The sequence below is a fragment of the Acidimicrobiia bacterium genome (assembly GCA_041676705.1).
In the GTDB taxonomy this organism is placed as follows: Bacteria; Actinomycetota; Acidimicrobiia; order Acidimicrobiales; family SKKL01; genus Actinomarinicola.
Genome location: JBAYRL010000002.1, coordinates 417,997 through 433,557, shown reverse-complemented (window position 1 = coordinate 433,557; position 15,561 = coordinate 417,997). Strand labels below are relative to the sequence as shown.

12 protein-coding genes and 1 tRNA gene are annotated in these 15,561 nt (G+C 55.2%); 9 read left to right on the top strand and 4 right to left on the bottom strand.

Annotated elements, in window-relative coordinates; translation table 11 throughout:
* Nucleotides 1-71 precede the first annotated feature (71 nt).
* The 3 genes from WC184_05510 to WC184_05500 all read left to right on the top strand — a co-directional run bounded on the left by WC184_05510 (nucleotide 72) and on the right by WC184_05500 (nucleotide 5,212).
* Nucleotides 72-1,835: an ABC transporter substrate-binding protein gene (locus WC184_05510; GenBank protein MFA7477333.1), complete on the top strand. Its 1,764-nt coding sequence runs from the start codon at nucleotides 72-74 to the stop codon at nucleotides 1,833-1,835.
* Between the two features lie 293 nt (nucleotides 1,836-2,128).
* A complete protein-coding gene (locus WC184_05505; GenBank protein MFA7477332.1) occupies nucleotides 2,129-3,886 on the top strand; it encodes an ABC transporter substrate-binding protein in 1,758 nt (585 codons plus the stop codon).
* A gap of 135 nt (nucleotides 3,887-4,021) precedes the next feature.
* Nucleotides 4,022-5,212 carry a Fic/DOC family N-terminal domain-containing protein gene (locus tag WC184_05500; protein ID MFA7477331.1) on the top strand — a complete coding sequence of 397 codons (1,191 nt, stop codon included), beginning with the start codon at nucleotides 4,022-4,024 and terminating at the stop codon, nucleotides 5,210-5,212.
* 211 nt (nucleotides 5,213-5,423) lie between these two features.
* On the opposite strand, the gene WC184_05495 is transcribed toward WC184_05500, so the two are convergent.
* Nucleotides 5,424-6,677 carry a TrpB-like pyridoxal phosphate-dependent enzyme gene (locus WC184_05495; protein MFA7477330.1) on the bottom strand — a complete coding sequence of 418 codons (1,254 nt, stop codon included), beginning with the start codon at nucleotides 6,675-6,677 and terminating at the stop codon, nucleotides 5,424-5,426.
* A 178-nt stretch (nucleotides 6,678-6,855) separates the two neighbouring features.
* Here WC184_05495 and WC184_05490 point away from each other — a divergent pair, with 178 nt between their 5' ends.
* The 5 genes from WC184_05490 (at nucleotide 6,856) to WC184_05470 (ending at nucleotide 11,436) form a co-directional block, all read left to right on the top strand.
* A complete protein-coding gene (locus WC184_05490) occupies nucleotides 6,856-7,353 on the top strand; it encodes an OsmC family protein (GenBank protein MFA7477329.1) in 498 nt (165 codons plus the stop codon).
* Nucleotides 7,354-7,526: 173 nt separating this feature from the next.
* A complete protein-coding gene (locus WC184_05485; GenBank protein ID MFA7477328.1) occupies nucleotides 7,527-7,970 on the top strand; it encodes a hypothetical protein in 444 nt (147 codons plus the stop codon).
* A 158-nt stretch (nucleotides 7,971-8,128) separates the two neighbouring features.
* Complete coding sequence (locus WC184_05480) at nucleotides 8,129-8,866, top strand: enoyl-CoA hydratase/isomerase family protein (GenBank protein MFA7477327.1); 738 nt, start codon at nucleotides 8,129-8,131, stop codon at nucleotides 8,864-8,866.
* An 89-nt stretch (nucleotides 8,867-8,955) separates the two neighbouring features.
* Nucleotides 8,956-10,152 (top strand): acyl-CoA dehydrogenase family protein, encoded by a 1,197-nt coding sequence (locus WC184_05475; protein MFA7477326.1) that lies wholly within the window; start codon nucleotides 8,956-8,958, stop codon nucleotides 10,150-10,152.
* Between the two features lie 66 nt (nucleotides 10,153-10,218).
* Nucleotides 10,219-11,436 (top strand): CoA transferase, encoded by a 1,218-nt coding sequence (locus WC184_05470; protein MFA7477325.1) that lies wholly within the window; start codon nucleotides 10,219-10,221, stop codon nucleotides 11,434-11,436.
* A 114-nt stretch (nucleotides 11,437-11,550) separates the two neighbouring features.
* On the opposite strand, the gene WC184_05465 is transcribed toward WC184_05470, so the two are convergent.
* Nucleotides 11,551-11,621, bottom strand: a tRNA-Gly gene (locus tag WC184_05465).
* A gap of 321 nt (nucleotides 11,622-11,942) precedes the next feature.
* Between WC184_05465 and dcd the strand changes: the two genes are divergently transcribed.
* Nucleotides 11,943-12,509, top strand: a complete 567-nt coding sequence (gene dcd / locus WC184_05460) for a dCTP deaminase (protein ID MFA7477324.1) — start codon at nucleotides 11,943-11,945, stop codon at nucleotides 12,507-12,509.
* Between the two features lie 98 nt (nucleotides 12,510-12,607).
* On the opposite strand, the gene WC184_05455 is transcribed toward dcd, so the two are convergent.
* Nucleotides 12,608-13,090: a hypothetical protein gene (locus WC184_05455; GenBank protein MFA7477323.1), complete on the bottom strand. Its 483-nt coding sequence runs from the start codon at nucleotides 13,088-13,090 to the stop codon at nucleotides 12,608-12,610.
* Between the two features lie 145 nt (nucleotides 13,091-13,235).
* Nucleotides 13,236-15,512, bottom strand: a complete 2,277-nt coding sequence (locus tag WC184_05450) for a heterodisulfide reductase-related iron-sulfur binding cluster (GenBank protein MFA7477322.1) — start codon at nucleotides 15,510-15,512, stop codon at nucleotides 13,236-13,238.
* Between the last annotated feature and the right edge of the window lie 49 nt (nucleotides 15,513-15,561).

Here is a 15,561-nt window from a genome sequence, read left to right as displayed (position 1 = left end):
TAGTTAATCGAACTAATCAATTGGGGGGCTTTTCGTAGTTGGCTAAGCCCAGTGCCAATAAGGAGAAATTCTTGAGTAGTAGGCCACGCCGATTAGGTCTTCGGCTATTAGCAGTACTGATGTCATTAGCGGTTTTTGGAGCCGCTTGTGGAAGTGATAATGGTGATAAGGAATCTGGTTCCAATACCCCTTCAACCGCAATCCAGCCCGGTAAAACAGGTGGCGATGAAAACCAAGATGTAGAGGCCTCCTACGGCGGCAAAATCGTGGTGGGCGTGGAAACCGAAACCGACGAATGGGATCCAAAGAGTGGTACCTTCACGGCCCCCGGCGCCATGATCGCCCTCAGCTTTTACGATCCACTAATTGCGCTTGACCCAGAAGGCCGATTCCGCCCCTTCTTGGCCGAGTCGATGGAGCCGAACGAAGATCTTTCAGAGTGGACGCTCACTTTGCGTGAAGGAGTGCAATTCCACGACGGCACGACCCTCGATGCCGAAGCGCTGAAGTGGAACTGGGACAACCTGCACTTCGCCGAAGGTGTGCGCAACCGGGGAACTCTGCTTAACGCTGGTACCACTGGCATGGAGATAGTTGACGATCTGACCGTTAAGTACACCCTCAGTGGTCCGAACGCTGCCTTCCCAGAATATCTGCGCAGCTACGTGGGCTATCCCGTTTCACCCACCGCTTATGAGGCCGACCCTGAAGGTTTTGGCAACCATCCTGTAGGTACCGGACCTTTCGAGTTTGTCTCTTGGAGCCGTGATGACCGCTTAGTCGTGAAGCGGAACGAAAACTACTGGCAAACCGCTGTCAATGGCGATCAGTTGCCTTACCTTGATGGCATTGAGTTCCGGGTAATTCCCGATGACCAGAGCCGTACCGCCGCCCTGTCGGCCGATGACATTCAGGTGATTCAAACTCTGCGCGGCCCAAGCATCAAGAAGGTGTTGGGCATGGTGGAAGATGGCGGTTTCGAAGCCAGCCTGTATGCCGGTAACCAGTCGTCAAACAGCTTGTTGAACACCCTTTCGCCACCCCTAGACGACCTGCGAATTCGCCAGGCCTTGGCCTATGTGAACGATCGTGACGCTATTGCTAAGGTCCGCGACGATGATGGCTTAGTGCCTCTGGCGAACGGTTTCTTCTCTGAAGATAGTCCGTGGTTTTCTGCCGAAGCCGTGGCCGACTACCCAGGTGCTTCCGAGTTAAACCCGGAACGTGCCACCGAGTTGGTGGAAGAATATCGTGCTGACCCGGACCGTTCTGATGGTAAGGCCCCTGGCGACCCCATCAATATCGTTTATCAGTGCCAGCCAGACCCGAGCCTCATGCAAACGGCTCAGCTTTTGCAGAACCAGTGGCAAGGCATTGGTATTGATCTTGAGTTGATTCAGGTTGACCAGGCCACCATGGTGGCCAACGTGGTGGGCAGCGCCGACACCGATCCACCTCGTAAAGGCACCTTCCAGATCGCTTGCTGGCGTTCAAGTGGTGGCGAAGGCGATCCCCTTCTCAATATGCTGGCCTACTTTGGTCCTTCCGACACCACACCTGGCAACGTCTCCAACTTCACCGATCCTCGTATCGATGATGCCCTGGTGCGCCTGCGTGAAAGTTCGGCGTTCAGTGATCGCTACGAGGCTATGGCTGAGATCAGCACCGTGGTTTCCGAGCAAGTTCCCCACATTTGGAACTCGGGTACTCCGACTTTGATTGGCTACCGCAAAGACGTGCTCGGAATCCCAGACTGGCTTTTCCCAGACGGCACTGAGGGTACTGGTACCCCAGACGGTATCGCTCGTTATTACACGGCCTTCATCGCTAAGTAGGCCCCAACGTGGGCTCTTTGTTGAGGGCTCTTTGTTGAGCGTCCTCGGAACGCCAAGCACTGTTGGTGCCAAGTGTTTCGAGGGCATGGCCCCTACTGGGTAGTGGGCAGTGAGAACCTAGCTGTGATTTAGAAAAACCCCGCTTTTGTTAGCTCCATAATAAAAGCGGGGTTTTTCTCATGTAAGGCTTCGAATCAGGCCAGCTTGTGTGGCAGGCTTACCTCTGATAAATAATTGGTACGTGTAAATAACAAACGTTATTAATCAACTGACAATTAATTGGGGGAGTTGCTTTGACTAGAAAGCGAAAAGGCCTGATGCGGCTGTTGGCGTTGATGGCTGCTTTAGCGATCGTTGCTGGTGCCTGTGGGGGGAACGACAACGACGATGCCTCCTCGGGAGGAACCAGTACCACCAAGCCAAGTGGTGGTGAAACCAGCGAGCCCGAAGAAGAGGTGTCGCCTTCCTATGGCGGCAAGATTGTGGTGGGGGTAGAAACCGAAACCAACGAGTGGACCCCTGGGAAAGGTTCATTTGCTGCTCCGGGCACCATCATTGCCTTGTCGATTTACGATCCGCTGGTGAACCTCGATGCCAATGGTTTGTATAAGCCCTTCTTGGCCGAATCACTAGAAGCCAACGATGAACTGACCGAGTGGACCGTGACCTTACGTGAGGGGGTGCAATTCCACGACGGCACACCACTCGATGCCGAGACCTTGAAGTGGAACTTCGACACACTGCACTTTGCTGAGGGTGCTCGCAACCGTGGCACCTTGGTGAATGCTGGGGTGACGGGCATGGAGATTGTCGATGATCTCACCGTGAAATATGTACTTAGCGAACCAAATGCCGGTTTCCCTGACCTTATTCGGGCCAATATCGGCTATCCGATTTCGCGTGAAGCTTATGAGGCCGACCCGGAAGGCTTTGGAAACCGTCCGGTTGGCACAGGGCCTTTCGAGTTTGTGTCGTGGACTCGTGATGACCGCCTGGTGGTGAAGCGCAACGAGAACTATTGGATGACGGCTGCTAACGGTGACCAGTTGCCCTATCTAGATGGCATTGAGTTCCGGGTGATTCCCGACGATGAGAGCCGGGTAGCGGCTTTGGCGGCTGATGATATTCAGATGATTCAGTCGTTGCGGGGTCCGAGCATTAAACGTGTTCTTTCCATGATGGATTCGGGTGGTTTTGATGGCGCGTTGTCGGCTGGAAACCAGTCGTCGGTAACCATGATCAATACCTTGGTCCCGCCGCTCGATGACGTTCGCATTCGTCGGGCGCTGGCCTATGCCAACGACCAAGACGCCATGGCTCGGGTGCGTGATGACGACGGCTTGGTGCCAAATGCCATAGGGGCTTTCGCTGAGGATAGTCCGTGGTTCTCACGTGAGGCGATGGTTGACTATCCGGGCATTGACGGCGCCAATCCTGAACGGGCGGCGGAGTTGGTGGAAGAGTACAAGGCCGATCCCGACCGTTCCGACGGCAAGCCGGTAGGTGCAGCCGTGACCGCTACTTATGAGTGCCAGCCTGACCCCAGCCTTTTGCAGGGCGCTCAACTGCTGCAAAGTCTATGGGGCGAAATTGGTATCGATCTCGAGCTTATCCAGGTGGATCAGGCCACCATGATTGCTCACGTGGTGGGTACCGCCGATACCGATCCGCCTTTCAAGGGCAACTTTATGTTGGCTTGTTATCGCGCTGGTGCTGGTGAATCCGATCCGCTCACCTATTTCCGTGGTGCGTTTGGTCCAGTGGCAACCACAGCTTCCAACCCCTCAAACCTCACTGACCCGAGGATTGACGAAGCGCTAGAGGTGCTGGCGACCAACACCGATTTTGAGGTGCGATTCGAAGCGGTTTCCGAGATCAACCGGGTCACGTCGGAACTCGTACCATATGTTTGGAACGTGGGTACACCCACCATGGTTGGCTACCGCGACGACATTAAAGGCGTTACTAGCTGGCTGTTGCCAGACGGCTCGCCCGGTACTGGTGCCGATTATGGCTATGCACGCTTCTACAACATCTTCATCCAGCGATGATGTAGGTGGTCGGCGACATGAAACCGAATCATTCATGATTTTGCACGATTTGAGGTTTAGCGAAACTCGAATTTCATCAATGTAATTCCAAGTTTCGAGGCTGAAACTGGGATTTGGTTGTCTAGAATCCCAGTTATGGCCAGTCTAGCTAATTCACCGGTTGGGACTACGGTGCCTATTTCTGGCTTTGACGCTCGTATTGGCGCGGATTACGCAATTGATGCCTACATTCCTCACGATCTACCCAATGAGTTAAAGCTGCCTGATTCCACTTGGTTGGTGATCACAGAGGCCAGAGCAGCGTTAGCCAGGCTTGACGCTATGGCCGACTTGATCCCGAACCCTCGGTTGATAACTCGTGTTGTGACCCGGCGTGAGGCAATTGGAACGTCGGCATTGGAAGGAACCTTTGCCGCTCTGCCCGAGGTCATGGCCGCTGAAGTTCTTGAAGCTTCTAATCAGCGAGAAAATATCGCACCAGATGTCGCAGAAGTGCTGAATTACACACGGGCAGCAGCGTATGCGTTCGACTGGATTGATGAGAGACCGATTACTTGGGGGCTTATTTCATCTCTGCAGGCCCTAATGGTTGAAGGTACGTCGAGCGATGGCCCCAAGGCGGGAGAGATCCGTGACAGCCAGGTGTTTATTGGCACCAAGAATCGCCCGATTCATGAGGCACGCTTTGTGCCACCTCCTCCGGGAGATGCTCTGCGCGCTATGTGTGATCGATGGCTTAGCTGGCTCTTGGCCGATGAGCCGCGACAGACGATCCCGCTCTTGGCACGTGTAGCCATGGCTCACTATCAGTTTGAAACTCTCCATCCCTTTACCGATGGGAACGGTCGCGTTGGCCGTCTCGTGATGGTGTTACAACTCATGGCAGAAAAAGAGCTCAACCAGCCGGTTCTATCAGTGTCGGTGTGGCTCACCGAAAGAGCTAGCGAATATCGTGATCACCTGCTGCGGGTTAGCCAAAGTGGTGAGTGGGCGCCGTGGATTGAGTTCCTAGCGACCGCAGTCAGAGACGAAGCACATGCTGGCTACCAGAGAATTAAGCGCTTACTCGTGCTGAAAGAGGAACTCGCACAGTCTGTTCGTGCCAACCTTCCACGCGGTCGCCTTGCGATTGACATCGCTGACGATCTCATTGCTAACCCAGTGCTGAACGTTGCTGATGTGGTCACCAGATACCGTCGTTCTGATCAAGCGAGCCGGAACGCCATTGCTCAGCTAGTGAAATTGAACGTGCTAGAACCTTACGGCGACGATCGTTACGACCGGTTGTTTTGGAATCGCCGTGTATTCCAAGTGATCAATAGTTGAGACCTAGGTGGATCGAAGGCTGGCCAAGCCACTGTGGGTCGAAGGTCGAAGCTGTGCCCCTAGACAGTGGTTGAAACTCGAATTTGGTGTGTGCATCCAAAGTTTCAACCACTGCACTTGTGTGCCGCATTGTGCCAAGGCTTGAGTTTGGCCTGCCTGGAGCCTTGCTAGTGCTTAGGCTTGAATGGTTTAGCGCCAGGGCTGCATTGACTTACAGATCGTCGGATAGCTCGCCGTTGTTGTAGGCGTCGTAGGCCGACAAGTCGAGGAATCCGTGGCCCGAAAGGTTGAACAAGATTACTCGTTCTTCACCTTTGGCTTTGGCATCTAGGGCTTCGTCGATGGCGGCGCGAATGGCGTGCGCCGATTCGGGTGCGGGCAGTTTGCCTTCAGTGCGAGCAAAAATGGTGGCGGCATCGAAGACTTTGGTTTGTGGAACCGCTACGGCTTCCATTCGACCTTCTTTTACCAGCGCAGAAACAATCGGACTATCGCCGTGGTAGCGCAGCCCGCCAGCGTGAATTTCAGGCGGCATGAAGTCGGCACCCAAGGTGTACATGGGCATTAGCGGGGTTAGCCCGGCGGTGTCGCCAAAGTCGTATTCGAAGGTGCCTTGGGTGAGTGTGGGGCACGACGAAGGTTCGACCGCTAAAAGACGCACAGCCTGGTCTTCGAAGAATGGCAACGCAATGCCACCGAAGTTTGAGCCACCCCCGCATGAGCCAATAACCACGTTCGGGCGGTCTTCACCTGCAATGGCCAGTTGTTCTTTGGCTTCCAAACCGATAATGGTTTGGTGCAGAATCACATGGTTTAGCACCGAGCCCAAAGCGTAATGAGAATCATCGCGACCAACGGCGTCGGCCACGGCGTCACTAATAGCCATGCCCAATGAACCGGGGCTGTCGGGGTCGTCGATGGGCGAGGGCACGCAGCTGGCACCCCAGGTTTCCATCAGCATGCGGCGATAGGGCTTCGAGTTGTACGAGGTGCGCACCATGTACACCTTGCACTCGAGGTCGTATTGGGCGGCAGCGAAGGCGAGTGAGGTGCCCCACTGGCCAGCGCCAGTTTCAGTGGTGAGTCGGGTAATGCCTTCAACCTTGTTGAAATACGCTTGCGGCACTGCGGTGTTGGGCTTATGCGATCCAGCCGGGCTGACCGATTCGTCTTTGTAATAAATGCGCGCCGGTGTGCCCAGTTCTTGTTCCAGCCGGACTGCTCTCACCAGGGGCGTTGGCCTCCACAGCTTCAGAATCTCGAGCACTTCACCGGGAATGTCGATCCACGGCTCGGCCGACATTTCCTGCTGGATGAGGGCCATGGGAAAGAGCGGTGCCAAGTCGTCGGGGCTGACTGGTTCGCGAGTGGCGGGGTGAAGTGGTGGTTGCATGGGCTCGCTCATTCGAGGAAGAGCGTTGAACCAGGCGGTGGGCAGTTGAGATTGGGGAAGATCGAAGCGCATGAGGCTACATATTATGACTCCCGCCACATCAGTGCATTTGGAGACGGGCGAATGTGGGTCTTCTTGGTGAGCGTTGCTGAAATCATTGGCTTCGGCGGGGTGATTTTCTTTAATACTTGACTAAGTTGATCAGATTTATCAGAATTAAGCCTTCATTTAATTGTGGAAGGGAATTGAAATGGCACTAGCTGAGGTAATTGGAGGTCTGAAAGAGGCCGTGAAGAGCGACGCTGCGGCGGCCAACATTGTGGCTCGGGCGAACCATGAGCTGGTGGGTGTGACCGAAGTAGCGGTGCGTGCCGGTGCTCACACTTTCACTGTCGATGAGCCAGCCGCACTTGGTGGAGGCGGCCTGGGGCCAAACCCAGTTGAATATGCCCTAGCGGCACTCGGATCTTGCCAAGCAATTAGTTATCGGTTCTGGTCCGAGCAGCTAGGTATTCGTTTCGATTCCCTTAAAGTCGATATCGAAGGCGACCTCGATCTACGAGGGTTCTTGGGCCTTGATTCGTCGGTGCGTGCCGGTTTTGGTGATGTGCAGGCTTCGGTCAAGATTTCGGGCCCTGAAACTACCGAGCGTTACCAAGAGCTGGCCGACACCGTGAACCAACACTGCCCGGTGGGTGATGTGTTCGCCAACCCGGTGCCTGTTTCCTACGAGCTTTCACACGTATAGGCCAAGCTGGGGCGCTGGGTCAGTTCGCTTCAAGGGTTGTTAGTGGTGTCTGCGGCTTTTCGGCGAGTACCTTTTGTGGTGACAACCGGCACCTTCCAAGTGGTGTAGGTTGGGTTCCAGTAGCATCGTCGAGGGTTTACCTCGACGATCATCACATTTCCTAGGAGTGGAACATGCTCTTCGCAGCGGTTGGCGACACCAGCTATAACTTCATGTTGTTGCTGCACATTTTGGCGGCAATCGTTGGATTCTCACCAGCATGGCTATGGCCGATCTTGGTTCGGCTGAACGTCAGTGGCGATCTTGAGGCAGGCCGAAGCTTAGAAGCCACCATTGTTCGTTTTTCGCTACCAGGGCTAGTGCTTTCGGGCCTATTGGGTTTTGGTATCGCTGGCATGAGCGACAAAGTGTTCAAAATGTCGCAAACATGGCTGATGGTGGCGGCCCTTCTTTGGATTGTTTTGGTGGCTGTTTATGCGGCAGTAGCCCGTCCAGCTGCCAAGAAATTAGCCGAAGGTGACATGAACGCTCAGGGCACTTTGGGCATGGCCACCGGCGTGAGCCACCTCATTTTGGTTGTCATCCTTTACCTTATGGTTTTCAAGCCCGGCTTTTAGGCTCGGTCAACAACGGCTGTTCCAATAAGTACGAGTTTCCTTCAAGGCCCCCTTCACCCAGAGTAGGCTGGCCCTAATACAGACCAGTCAAGCAGAGCTTCCGAGAGTCGGTTAGCGACCATCGGAAGCGGCGTTTCGATGAGGTCAAGGGGGTTGAAATGGAAGCGAGTGCCGAAACATCATTGGTGACAACGACGGTCGCAAACGGTGTGGCTCACCTGCGGTTAAACCGTCCTGATCGACGCAATGCGTTAGTTGGGCCGCTGGTTTCCAACCTCCGCCAAGCCTTAGCCGACACTCGTGCGCAAACCGGCGCGGTCGTACTTTCTGGAGAAGGTGAGCATCTCTGCGCTGGCTTAGACCTCGACGCTTTTAACGCCGACCCAGCGCCCGAATGGCGGCCCCATTTCAGCGAAAACTGGCTTAGCCTGCACCAAGAAATTTGGGATGACCAGCGTCCTTTAGTGGTAGCTCACACTGGCGGTGCTGTTGGTGGTGGTTCGGCCTTGGTGTGGGCGGGCGACATGGTGATCTCGGGGGAATCAGCCTTTACCCATGTTCTTGAGGTGGCGATTGGCATGGTCGCGCCAATCAATCTGGTGTGGTTAATGGTGCGCCATGGTCGAGCGGTGGCCACCGAATTAGCACTGATGGCGGAACGAATTGACGGTGCTGGCATGTTTCGACGCGGCCTAACCACCGAGTTGGTGGCCGATGAGATCGTTTTGGAACGCGCTTTGGCGTATGCCGAGCGGATGGCGGGTTTCCCTCGCGAAGCCGTTACGCGTTCTAAAGAAGTTATTAACGCTCTCTCGAGCATGGATTTTGGTGGGGCCTTAGCCACGGCGCAGGCCATGCAGGCGCCAGATGCTCGGCCGAAGAGGATGAATGAGTAAATGACAATCGTCTGGCGAAATCTAATTAACACGAAGCTTCACCATTAAGGGTTCGCCGACATTTATCAGTAGCTCCAAGGAGATCTCACATGGACAAAGATTCTGACCTAGCTGTAACAAGCTTTGATGTTGGCGATCATGGTGAGCTCCGTCGGCGGATCCGTGCTTTCTTCGAGGAAGATCTGCCAAAGGCAATGCAAGAGTTGGAGTCTGAAAACCCTGCTGCCGATCGAATCGCCCAGGCTCGCAGTTATCGAGCGGCCCTCTTCCAGGCAGGCTTGGCTGGTCTTGACTACCCTTCCGAGCTCGGCGGGGGTGGTGGCGGTGCCGATGAAATGGCTATTTGGCGCGAAGAATCTAAAGGAATCGTGCCCCGAGAAGATGCTGTCTTTGGCATCGGTATCGGCATGGTGCTACCAACCCTTCGTGATAATTCCCCTGAACTGGCCAAGCGTTTCGTTCCTCCGGGCTTACGGGGCGATGAAATTTGGTGCCAGCTATATTCCGAACCGGGTGCTGGTAGCGACTTAGCGGCACTTTCGACCCGCACCGTGCGTGATGGTGATACCTGGGTGGTGAACGGACAAAAAGTTTGGACCTCTGGTGCCGATAACGCCCAGCTAGCTGTTTTGTTGGCCCGCACCGATCCTGATGCTCCAAAACATCGGGGTATAACTATGTTTATTCTGCCTATCGAGCAAGAAGGCGTTGAGGTGCGGCCGCTCCGACAAATGACAGGAATTGCCGAATTCAACGAAGTCTTTATCACCGATGCTCGAATCCCGGCGGATTGGGTGGTGGGTGAGGTGAATGACGGTTGGCGTCACGCCGTGGCGCTTTTGGCTCATGAGCGTGTGCAAACTGGCACCGCGTCGGTGGGGGTGAACGAGTCTGAGCGGTCTAAATCCGGTCGGGTGCCGTTACCGTTTCGTCAGCTAGTCGAACTAGCAAAGGAACGTGGCATGGCTGATGATGAGCTCGTTCGACAGGATTTAGCGGCACTTTACACCGGTGAAAAAGTGATGGGCTGGCTGGGACGTCGGCAGGTTCATCCTTCGATTGGAAAGTTGTGGCGAACTCGCCAAGGGCGAGCGGCGGCGGAATTGGCGGCCAAGTTGGCCTTTCCTGCCTCACCTGCGTGGATGCCCGACGACGTTGACCCGGATTACTGGGCGTTTCATTTCCTTAACTGCCGTGGAATGTCGTTGGGCGGGGGTACCGACGAAATTCAACGCAACACGCTGGCAGAGAAATATTTGGAGTTGCCACGCGACCCAAGGCCCTAGGTAGCTCGGCCGTATGGGGGAAATGCGGCCGAGGACCATCCAACGGAACCAAAAGGAGTTAAGTAAATGTCGAGGGGGGTATACGAAGGGCTTCGAGTGGTCGAGTTCGGCCAGTACATCTCGGTGCCTTATGCCGGAGAGCTCTTCGCTAATGGCGGTGCCACCGTCATCAAAATTGAGCCCATAACCGGTGACGTCACACGCAACAGCAACAACCTCGGTCCCAAACACGGCCGTTTGTATGTAACCCAGTCACGAGGTAAACAGGGCATCCCGATAGCGCTGGGCACCGATGCTGGACGAGATCTAGCTCGAGAACTTGTCCTCAGCGCCGACATTGTTATCACCAACATGCGGCCCGGCCTAATGCGTGGTTTGGGGCTCGCGTACGACCAATTGTCAAGCGAAAAACCCGGCCTTATATATGGTGAGATCAGCGGCTATGGCCCTGATAGCCCCAACGCAGACCTGGCTTGTGTGGACTCAATTGCCCAAGCCGAAAGCGGAATGATGCTCTCGGTGGGTGGGGCGAATGGTTCCAAGCCGATTATGGGGGAGGCGTTCCTAACCGATTACATGTCGGGAACGTTGTTGGCGTTTGCTTTGGCTGGAGCTCTACACGTTCGAAATGAGACTGGGCGAGGCCAGCATGTTTCCACCACACTTATGCAGGCGTCTTTAGCGCTTCAACATGCCAGTGCCAACGTGTTTTATGATTACGACCCTTGGAAGCCCGAGTTTGTTGCGAAGGCCGAAGCTCCAGGTAGCACGATTGAGCGGCGAATGGCCGAGCGGGTTTCTCACCGTCCGCAGCGCCCCTACAACTATGACGTTTATGAGACCGCTGATGGTGCAATTTCGGTGGGTGCCGTCGGCGCTATGGCGCCAAAGTACGCAGAAATTTTGGGTTTGGTTGACACCGAAGCCGCGGATATTCACGAACAAACCGAAATTGCAATGAAAGGTTGGGCTACCACCGAGCTTGTGCAACGTTTCCAAGAGGCCGGTATCCCATGTGGTCGGGTGCGCTTCTTAGAAGACATGGTTTTAGATCCAGTTAGTGAAGATGCGGGTTACGTTTACCGAGGCGAACATCCCGTGGCAGGCCCGTATTTAATGCCAACCGCGCCGGTGAAATTTTCCGACAGCAGCTTTGAGGTAGGTGTCTCGTGGCCTTCGTTGGGGGAACACACCTACCAGGTTTTGGGTGACATAGGATTTGATGCCAAGAAAATTGCCACCCTGGTCGCTGAAGGGGTGGTGCTCGATGACAAAGTCCACTAAGAGTTTCATTCCTCAATCTGACCTCACCCCTAATGAAAAGAGGGGCATTTCGCGGTATTTAGTGGCAAACCCCAAAAACTGTTTTGCCAGGTCAGAACGGTTTTTGGGTGTTAGAGCGGATGACGGGAATCGAACCCGCATTCTCAGCTTGGGAAGCTGATGTTCTACCATTGAACTACATCCGCATGATTCTGTCGGTTGCCTCGAGCGCAGCCACAAAGCAGTGCCCGATCGATGAACCGGCCCTGCCGCGGATGCGACTAAAGGCAATGTGCCAGCAAAATCACGCTGGCCACAGAGGTACGTTAGCGGTTCGCGCCGTGGGTTCCCAAGTGCGGCCACCCGGCACAGCTGATTTGGTTGATCTTGTAGTGAGTTTTCTCCGGTATGCGCAGAAAACTCACTACAAGATCGGCGGTGCATCGAGTGGGTCCGACCGACCTCGAGATAGTTGGCCTTGAAACCACTTAGGCAACCAACAACAATGCGCACTAACCTCAACGAGCATGATTCTCTCCGACCGTACGATTAAAGAAGCGCTTGAGTCCGGCCGCATTGAGATCGACCCGTTTGACCCGGCCTGTATTCAGCCCTCATCGGTTGACCTGCACTTAGACCGTTACTTCCGAGTCTTTCGCAACCACACTGTGGGCCATATCGACGTGAAAGAAAACCTGGAAGAGCTGACTGAACTCGTGCAGGTTGAAGACGATATTCCCTTCATGCTGCACCCCGGCGAATTCGTGCTTGGCTCCACCACCGAACGGGTCGCCTTAGCAAATGACTTGGTGGCACGCTTGGAAGGAAAGTCGAGCCTTGGTCGGCTCGGCCTTCTTATTCACTCCACAGCTGGTTTTGTCGACGCCGGATGGAATGGCCAACTCACCCTTGAGCTTTCAAACGTGGCGAACCTGCCAATCACGCTCTACCCCAATATGAAGATCGGCCAGATCTCGTTTATCCAAATGACCTCTGAGGCCGACATACCCTACGGTAGCGCTGCGCTAGGTTCGAAATACCACGGCCAAGTTGGTCCTCGTCCCAGTCGCTACTGGGAAAATTTCGACAACTAACACCGAGGTGCACCACGCCGAACAGCGAGGCGTAGCGTCGTACGCCGAGGCGCGGCGCCCGAGGAAAAGCTAAAGAACCCGTAACGCCCGAGGTCGTGTTACAGGTTCAGCTGCGCCAGTGCCGATCGGCGGTACGCGGCTCGTTCATCAACGGGCCGAGCCACAATTTCATTGATGGCAGCGATCACGTCGGTTAGGTCGACCGGCAAGGGCAAGAAAGCATCAATGCCGCTTTCCCAGGCCAACAGCAGCTTTTGTTCGCTCGACCCTAATAAAAGTGCTGGAGTGTTTCGGGCCTGGGCGCTTTGGCTCCCTCGCATCGCCTCTACCTGTGAAATTGCAGTGCCATCGGTGCTTCCCATGCCGACTAAAACCACAGCCGCCACTTCGACCTTGGTCGTATTGAGCGCCGTAAATTCGAGCGGCCCACGGAAGGTTTCGAACCCGTGTGTAGAGAGCAAACTGGCGTAGGTGTCGAGCACATCAGGGTCGGGTGCCGAGATCAGCAAACGGCGCTTCGTTGGCTGGGGATCACCCCACTCGTTGAGTTCAGCGGTTTCGTCTAAAGCGTCTTGTGTCACTCGAATTACGATCCGTCCGATTTATAGCTACCAGCACTTTGGCGATGACCGTCTACGACCAGTGCCGTTTGTGGCCATCACCTTAGCTACCAGTACCGCTTGTGCACCTATGAGAAGCGATGGAAGGAACAGGTTCCTAAGCGCCTTAGGCCTCGGCTGAGCCGCCGCCACTGCCGGCAGCGCCGTCGCTATCTAAACCAGTGCTACCGCTCACCGTGCTGGCAGCGGCGGCGGCTTCACCCTTTTCAAGTGCTTCCAACAAGTGCTGCGCAATGTCGGCAACACCTACTTCTTCAGCACCAGCACCCTTCACGCCGTCATCAATCATGATGAAGCAGTACGGGCAGGCTGTAGCGATACGATCAGCGCCAGTGGCCAACAGCTCTTGTGAGCGTTTGTCGTTGACCTTGGTGCCGATGGTTTCTTCCATCCACATCCGAGCACCACCAGCACCACAGCAGGTGCCTTCCACGCCGTTGGCGGAAGCTTCGATAATCTGCACGCCAGCCAGCGAGCCGATCACGTTTCTTGGCGACATGTAAACGTCGTTGTGGCGACCGAGGTAGCACGAGTCGTGATACACAATGCGCTCATCGAGTTGGGCCTCGCTCATGTCGAGCTTGCCGGTGTCAATTAGCCATTCGAGGAACTGGCTATGGTGCACCACTTCGAAATGTCCACCCAGTTGTGGGTATTCGTTCCCCATAGTGTTAAAGCAGTGCGGGCACTGGGTGATGATCTTCTTCACGCCCATGCCGTTTAGCATTTCCACGTTTTGGGTGGCCAGCATCTGGAAGATGTATTCGTTCCCGGAACGGCGAGCCGGGTCGCCGGTGCACATTTCCGATGGGCCCAAGATGGCGAAGTCAACCCCGGCACGCTTCAACAACTTGGCCAAGGCCTGGCTGACTTTGCGGTTCTTATCGTCGAAGGAACCAGCACAACCAACCCAATACAGGTATTCGTGCTTGAAGGGGTCGTTCGGATCGAGAATGGGTACGTCGAGGTCTTTAGCCCAGTCACCTCGTTCTGACTGACTGAGGCCCCATGGGTTACCCGAGTTCTCCATACCGCGATAGGCAATTCCCAACTCGGTCGGGAAGTCGGATTCCATGAGAGTGAGATAGCGACGCATGTCGAGAATCTTGTCGAGGATCTCGATGTTGACCGGGCATGCCTCATCACAAGCCTTGCACGAGGTACAGGCCCAAACTTCTTCGGGGGTAATTCGTTCGAAGAGCGAGTTGGCCCCAATGGTGATGTCTTTCACGGTGCCAATGGGAGGCGAAACAACCGGGTCGCCGGTGGCGGCCATCACTTCACCCGTCTTCAGCACAATTTCACGAGGGTCGAGTGGTTTACCAGTAGCGTGAGCTGGGCAAACAGCCGTGCACCGCCCGCACATGGTGCAAGCATCGGTGTCGAGGAGTTGTTTCCAGGTGAAGTCTTCCACCGTCGAAGCGCCGAAGCTTTCAAGCTCGGTTTCCATGAGGTTTGGCATGGCCCGCATGGCACCCTTGGGGCGCTCACGGTCACGCAGGTACATGTTCATCGGTGAGGTAAACACGTGACGCAACATGGTGACGGGCAAGATGGCGAGGAATACCGCGAAGGCAACCACGTGAATAATCCACTGTGATTGGTGCCAGCCCGAGAGGTTGTTCATGTTCTCAACCAGGCCCGAGAGCGGATAGCCAACGACTGACCACTTCTCGAAATCAGGTCGACCCACCAGTGCAATACGGAACATTTCGGTGGTGAAACCAGTTACCGCCAGCATCCAGAAGGTTCCCAAAATGAGCACGTGTTCGGGCTTAGTCTTAATGCGGATGCGGTAGGGCCGTTGCACAAAGCGGCGGATGATGGCCCACATGGTGCCCACGAAGAGCCCCACGCCAGCCACATCGCCCACAAATGAGTAGGCCATGTACACCTGTCCATGCAGGAATTTGGCCGATTCGGGCATCTGGTGGTTGATCTCAAGCACCGTGGTCACGGCCATGAGAATCAAGAAGTTGAAATAGATGAGCGAGTGCATTATGCCTTCGGCGGGGTCACGCAGCAGGGTCTGCATGAACACACCGGCACGGAAATCAGCCAGGCGGCGCTTGATGTTCTTCGGCGTGGTGCGGCGTTCATCAGGAGCGCCACGTTCCCAGTTACGGGTGCGTTGCGAGAACAGCACCGCCCCATAAACCAGCAGTACTGGAATGACGGTATAGAAGATAAGGCGCAATCCACTTGGGACGTTGCCGAAGACCTCGCGCTGGATCTCGGAGTCGTCGTGCCATTGCAACACGGTCGCGGCGATACCCGACAGTGCGGTGAAGATGGCAATTGCTACGCCAAGAATGACCACAATTTGGTGTGGCCGAAGACGTTTCTTTTCCGCCGAATCAGTGGTTTGGGGTGAAGTGCTCATCGCGGCGCGACGGTAGTCGCTTTTCACCCAACTTTTCGAATAATTTCCA

What these genes read in the sequence shown, in the direction of transcription:
- WC184_05480 (MFA7477327.1), top strand. Translation starts at nt 8,129, where the DNA reads ATGGAAGCGAGTGCCGAAACATCATTGGTGACAACGACGGTCGCAAAC.
- WC184_05450 (MFA7477322.1), bottom strand. Translation starts at nt 15,512, where the DNA reads ATGAGCACTTCACCCCAAACCACTGATTCGGCGGAAAAGAAACGTCTT.
- WC184_05490 (MFA7477329.1), top strand. Translation starts at nt 6,856, where the DNA reads ATGGCACTAGCTGAGGTAATTGGAGGTCTGAAAGAGGCCGTGAAGAGC.
- WC184_05500 (MFA7477331.1), top strand. Translation starts at nt 4,022, where the DNA reads ATGGCCAGTCTAGCTAATTCACCGGTTGGGACTACGGTGCCTATTTCT.
- WC184_05475 (MFA7477326.1), top strand. Translation starts at nt 8,956, where the DNA reads ATGGACAAAGATTCTGACCTAGCTGTAACAAGCTTTGATGTTGGCGAT.
- WC184_05470 (MFA7477325.1), top strand. Translation starts at nt 10,219, where the DNA reads ATGTCGAGGGGGGTATACGAAGGGCTTCGAGTGGTCGAGTTCGGCCAG.
- dcd (MFA7477324.1), top strand. Translation starts at nt 11,943, where the DNA reads ATGATTCTCTCCGACCGTACGATTAAAGAAGCGCTTGAGTCCGGCCGC.
- WC184_05485 (MFA7477328.1), top strand. Translation starts at nt 7,527, where the DNA reads ATGCTCTTCGCAGCGGTTGGCGACACCAGCTATAACTTCATGTTGTTG.
- WC184_05495 (MFA7477330.1), bottom strand. Translation starts at nt 6,677, where the DNA reads ATGCGCTTCGATCTTCCCCAATCTCAACTGCCCACCGCCTGGTTCAAC.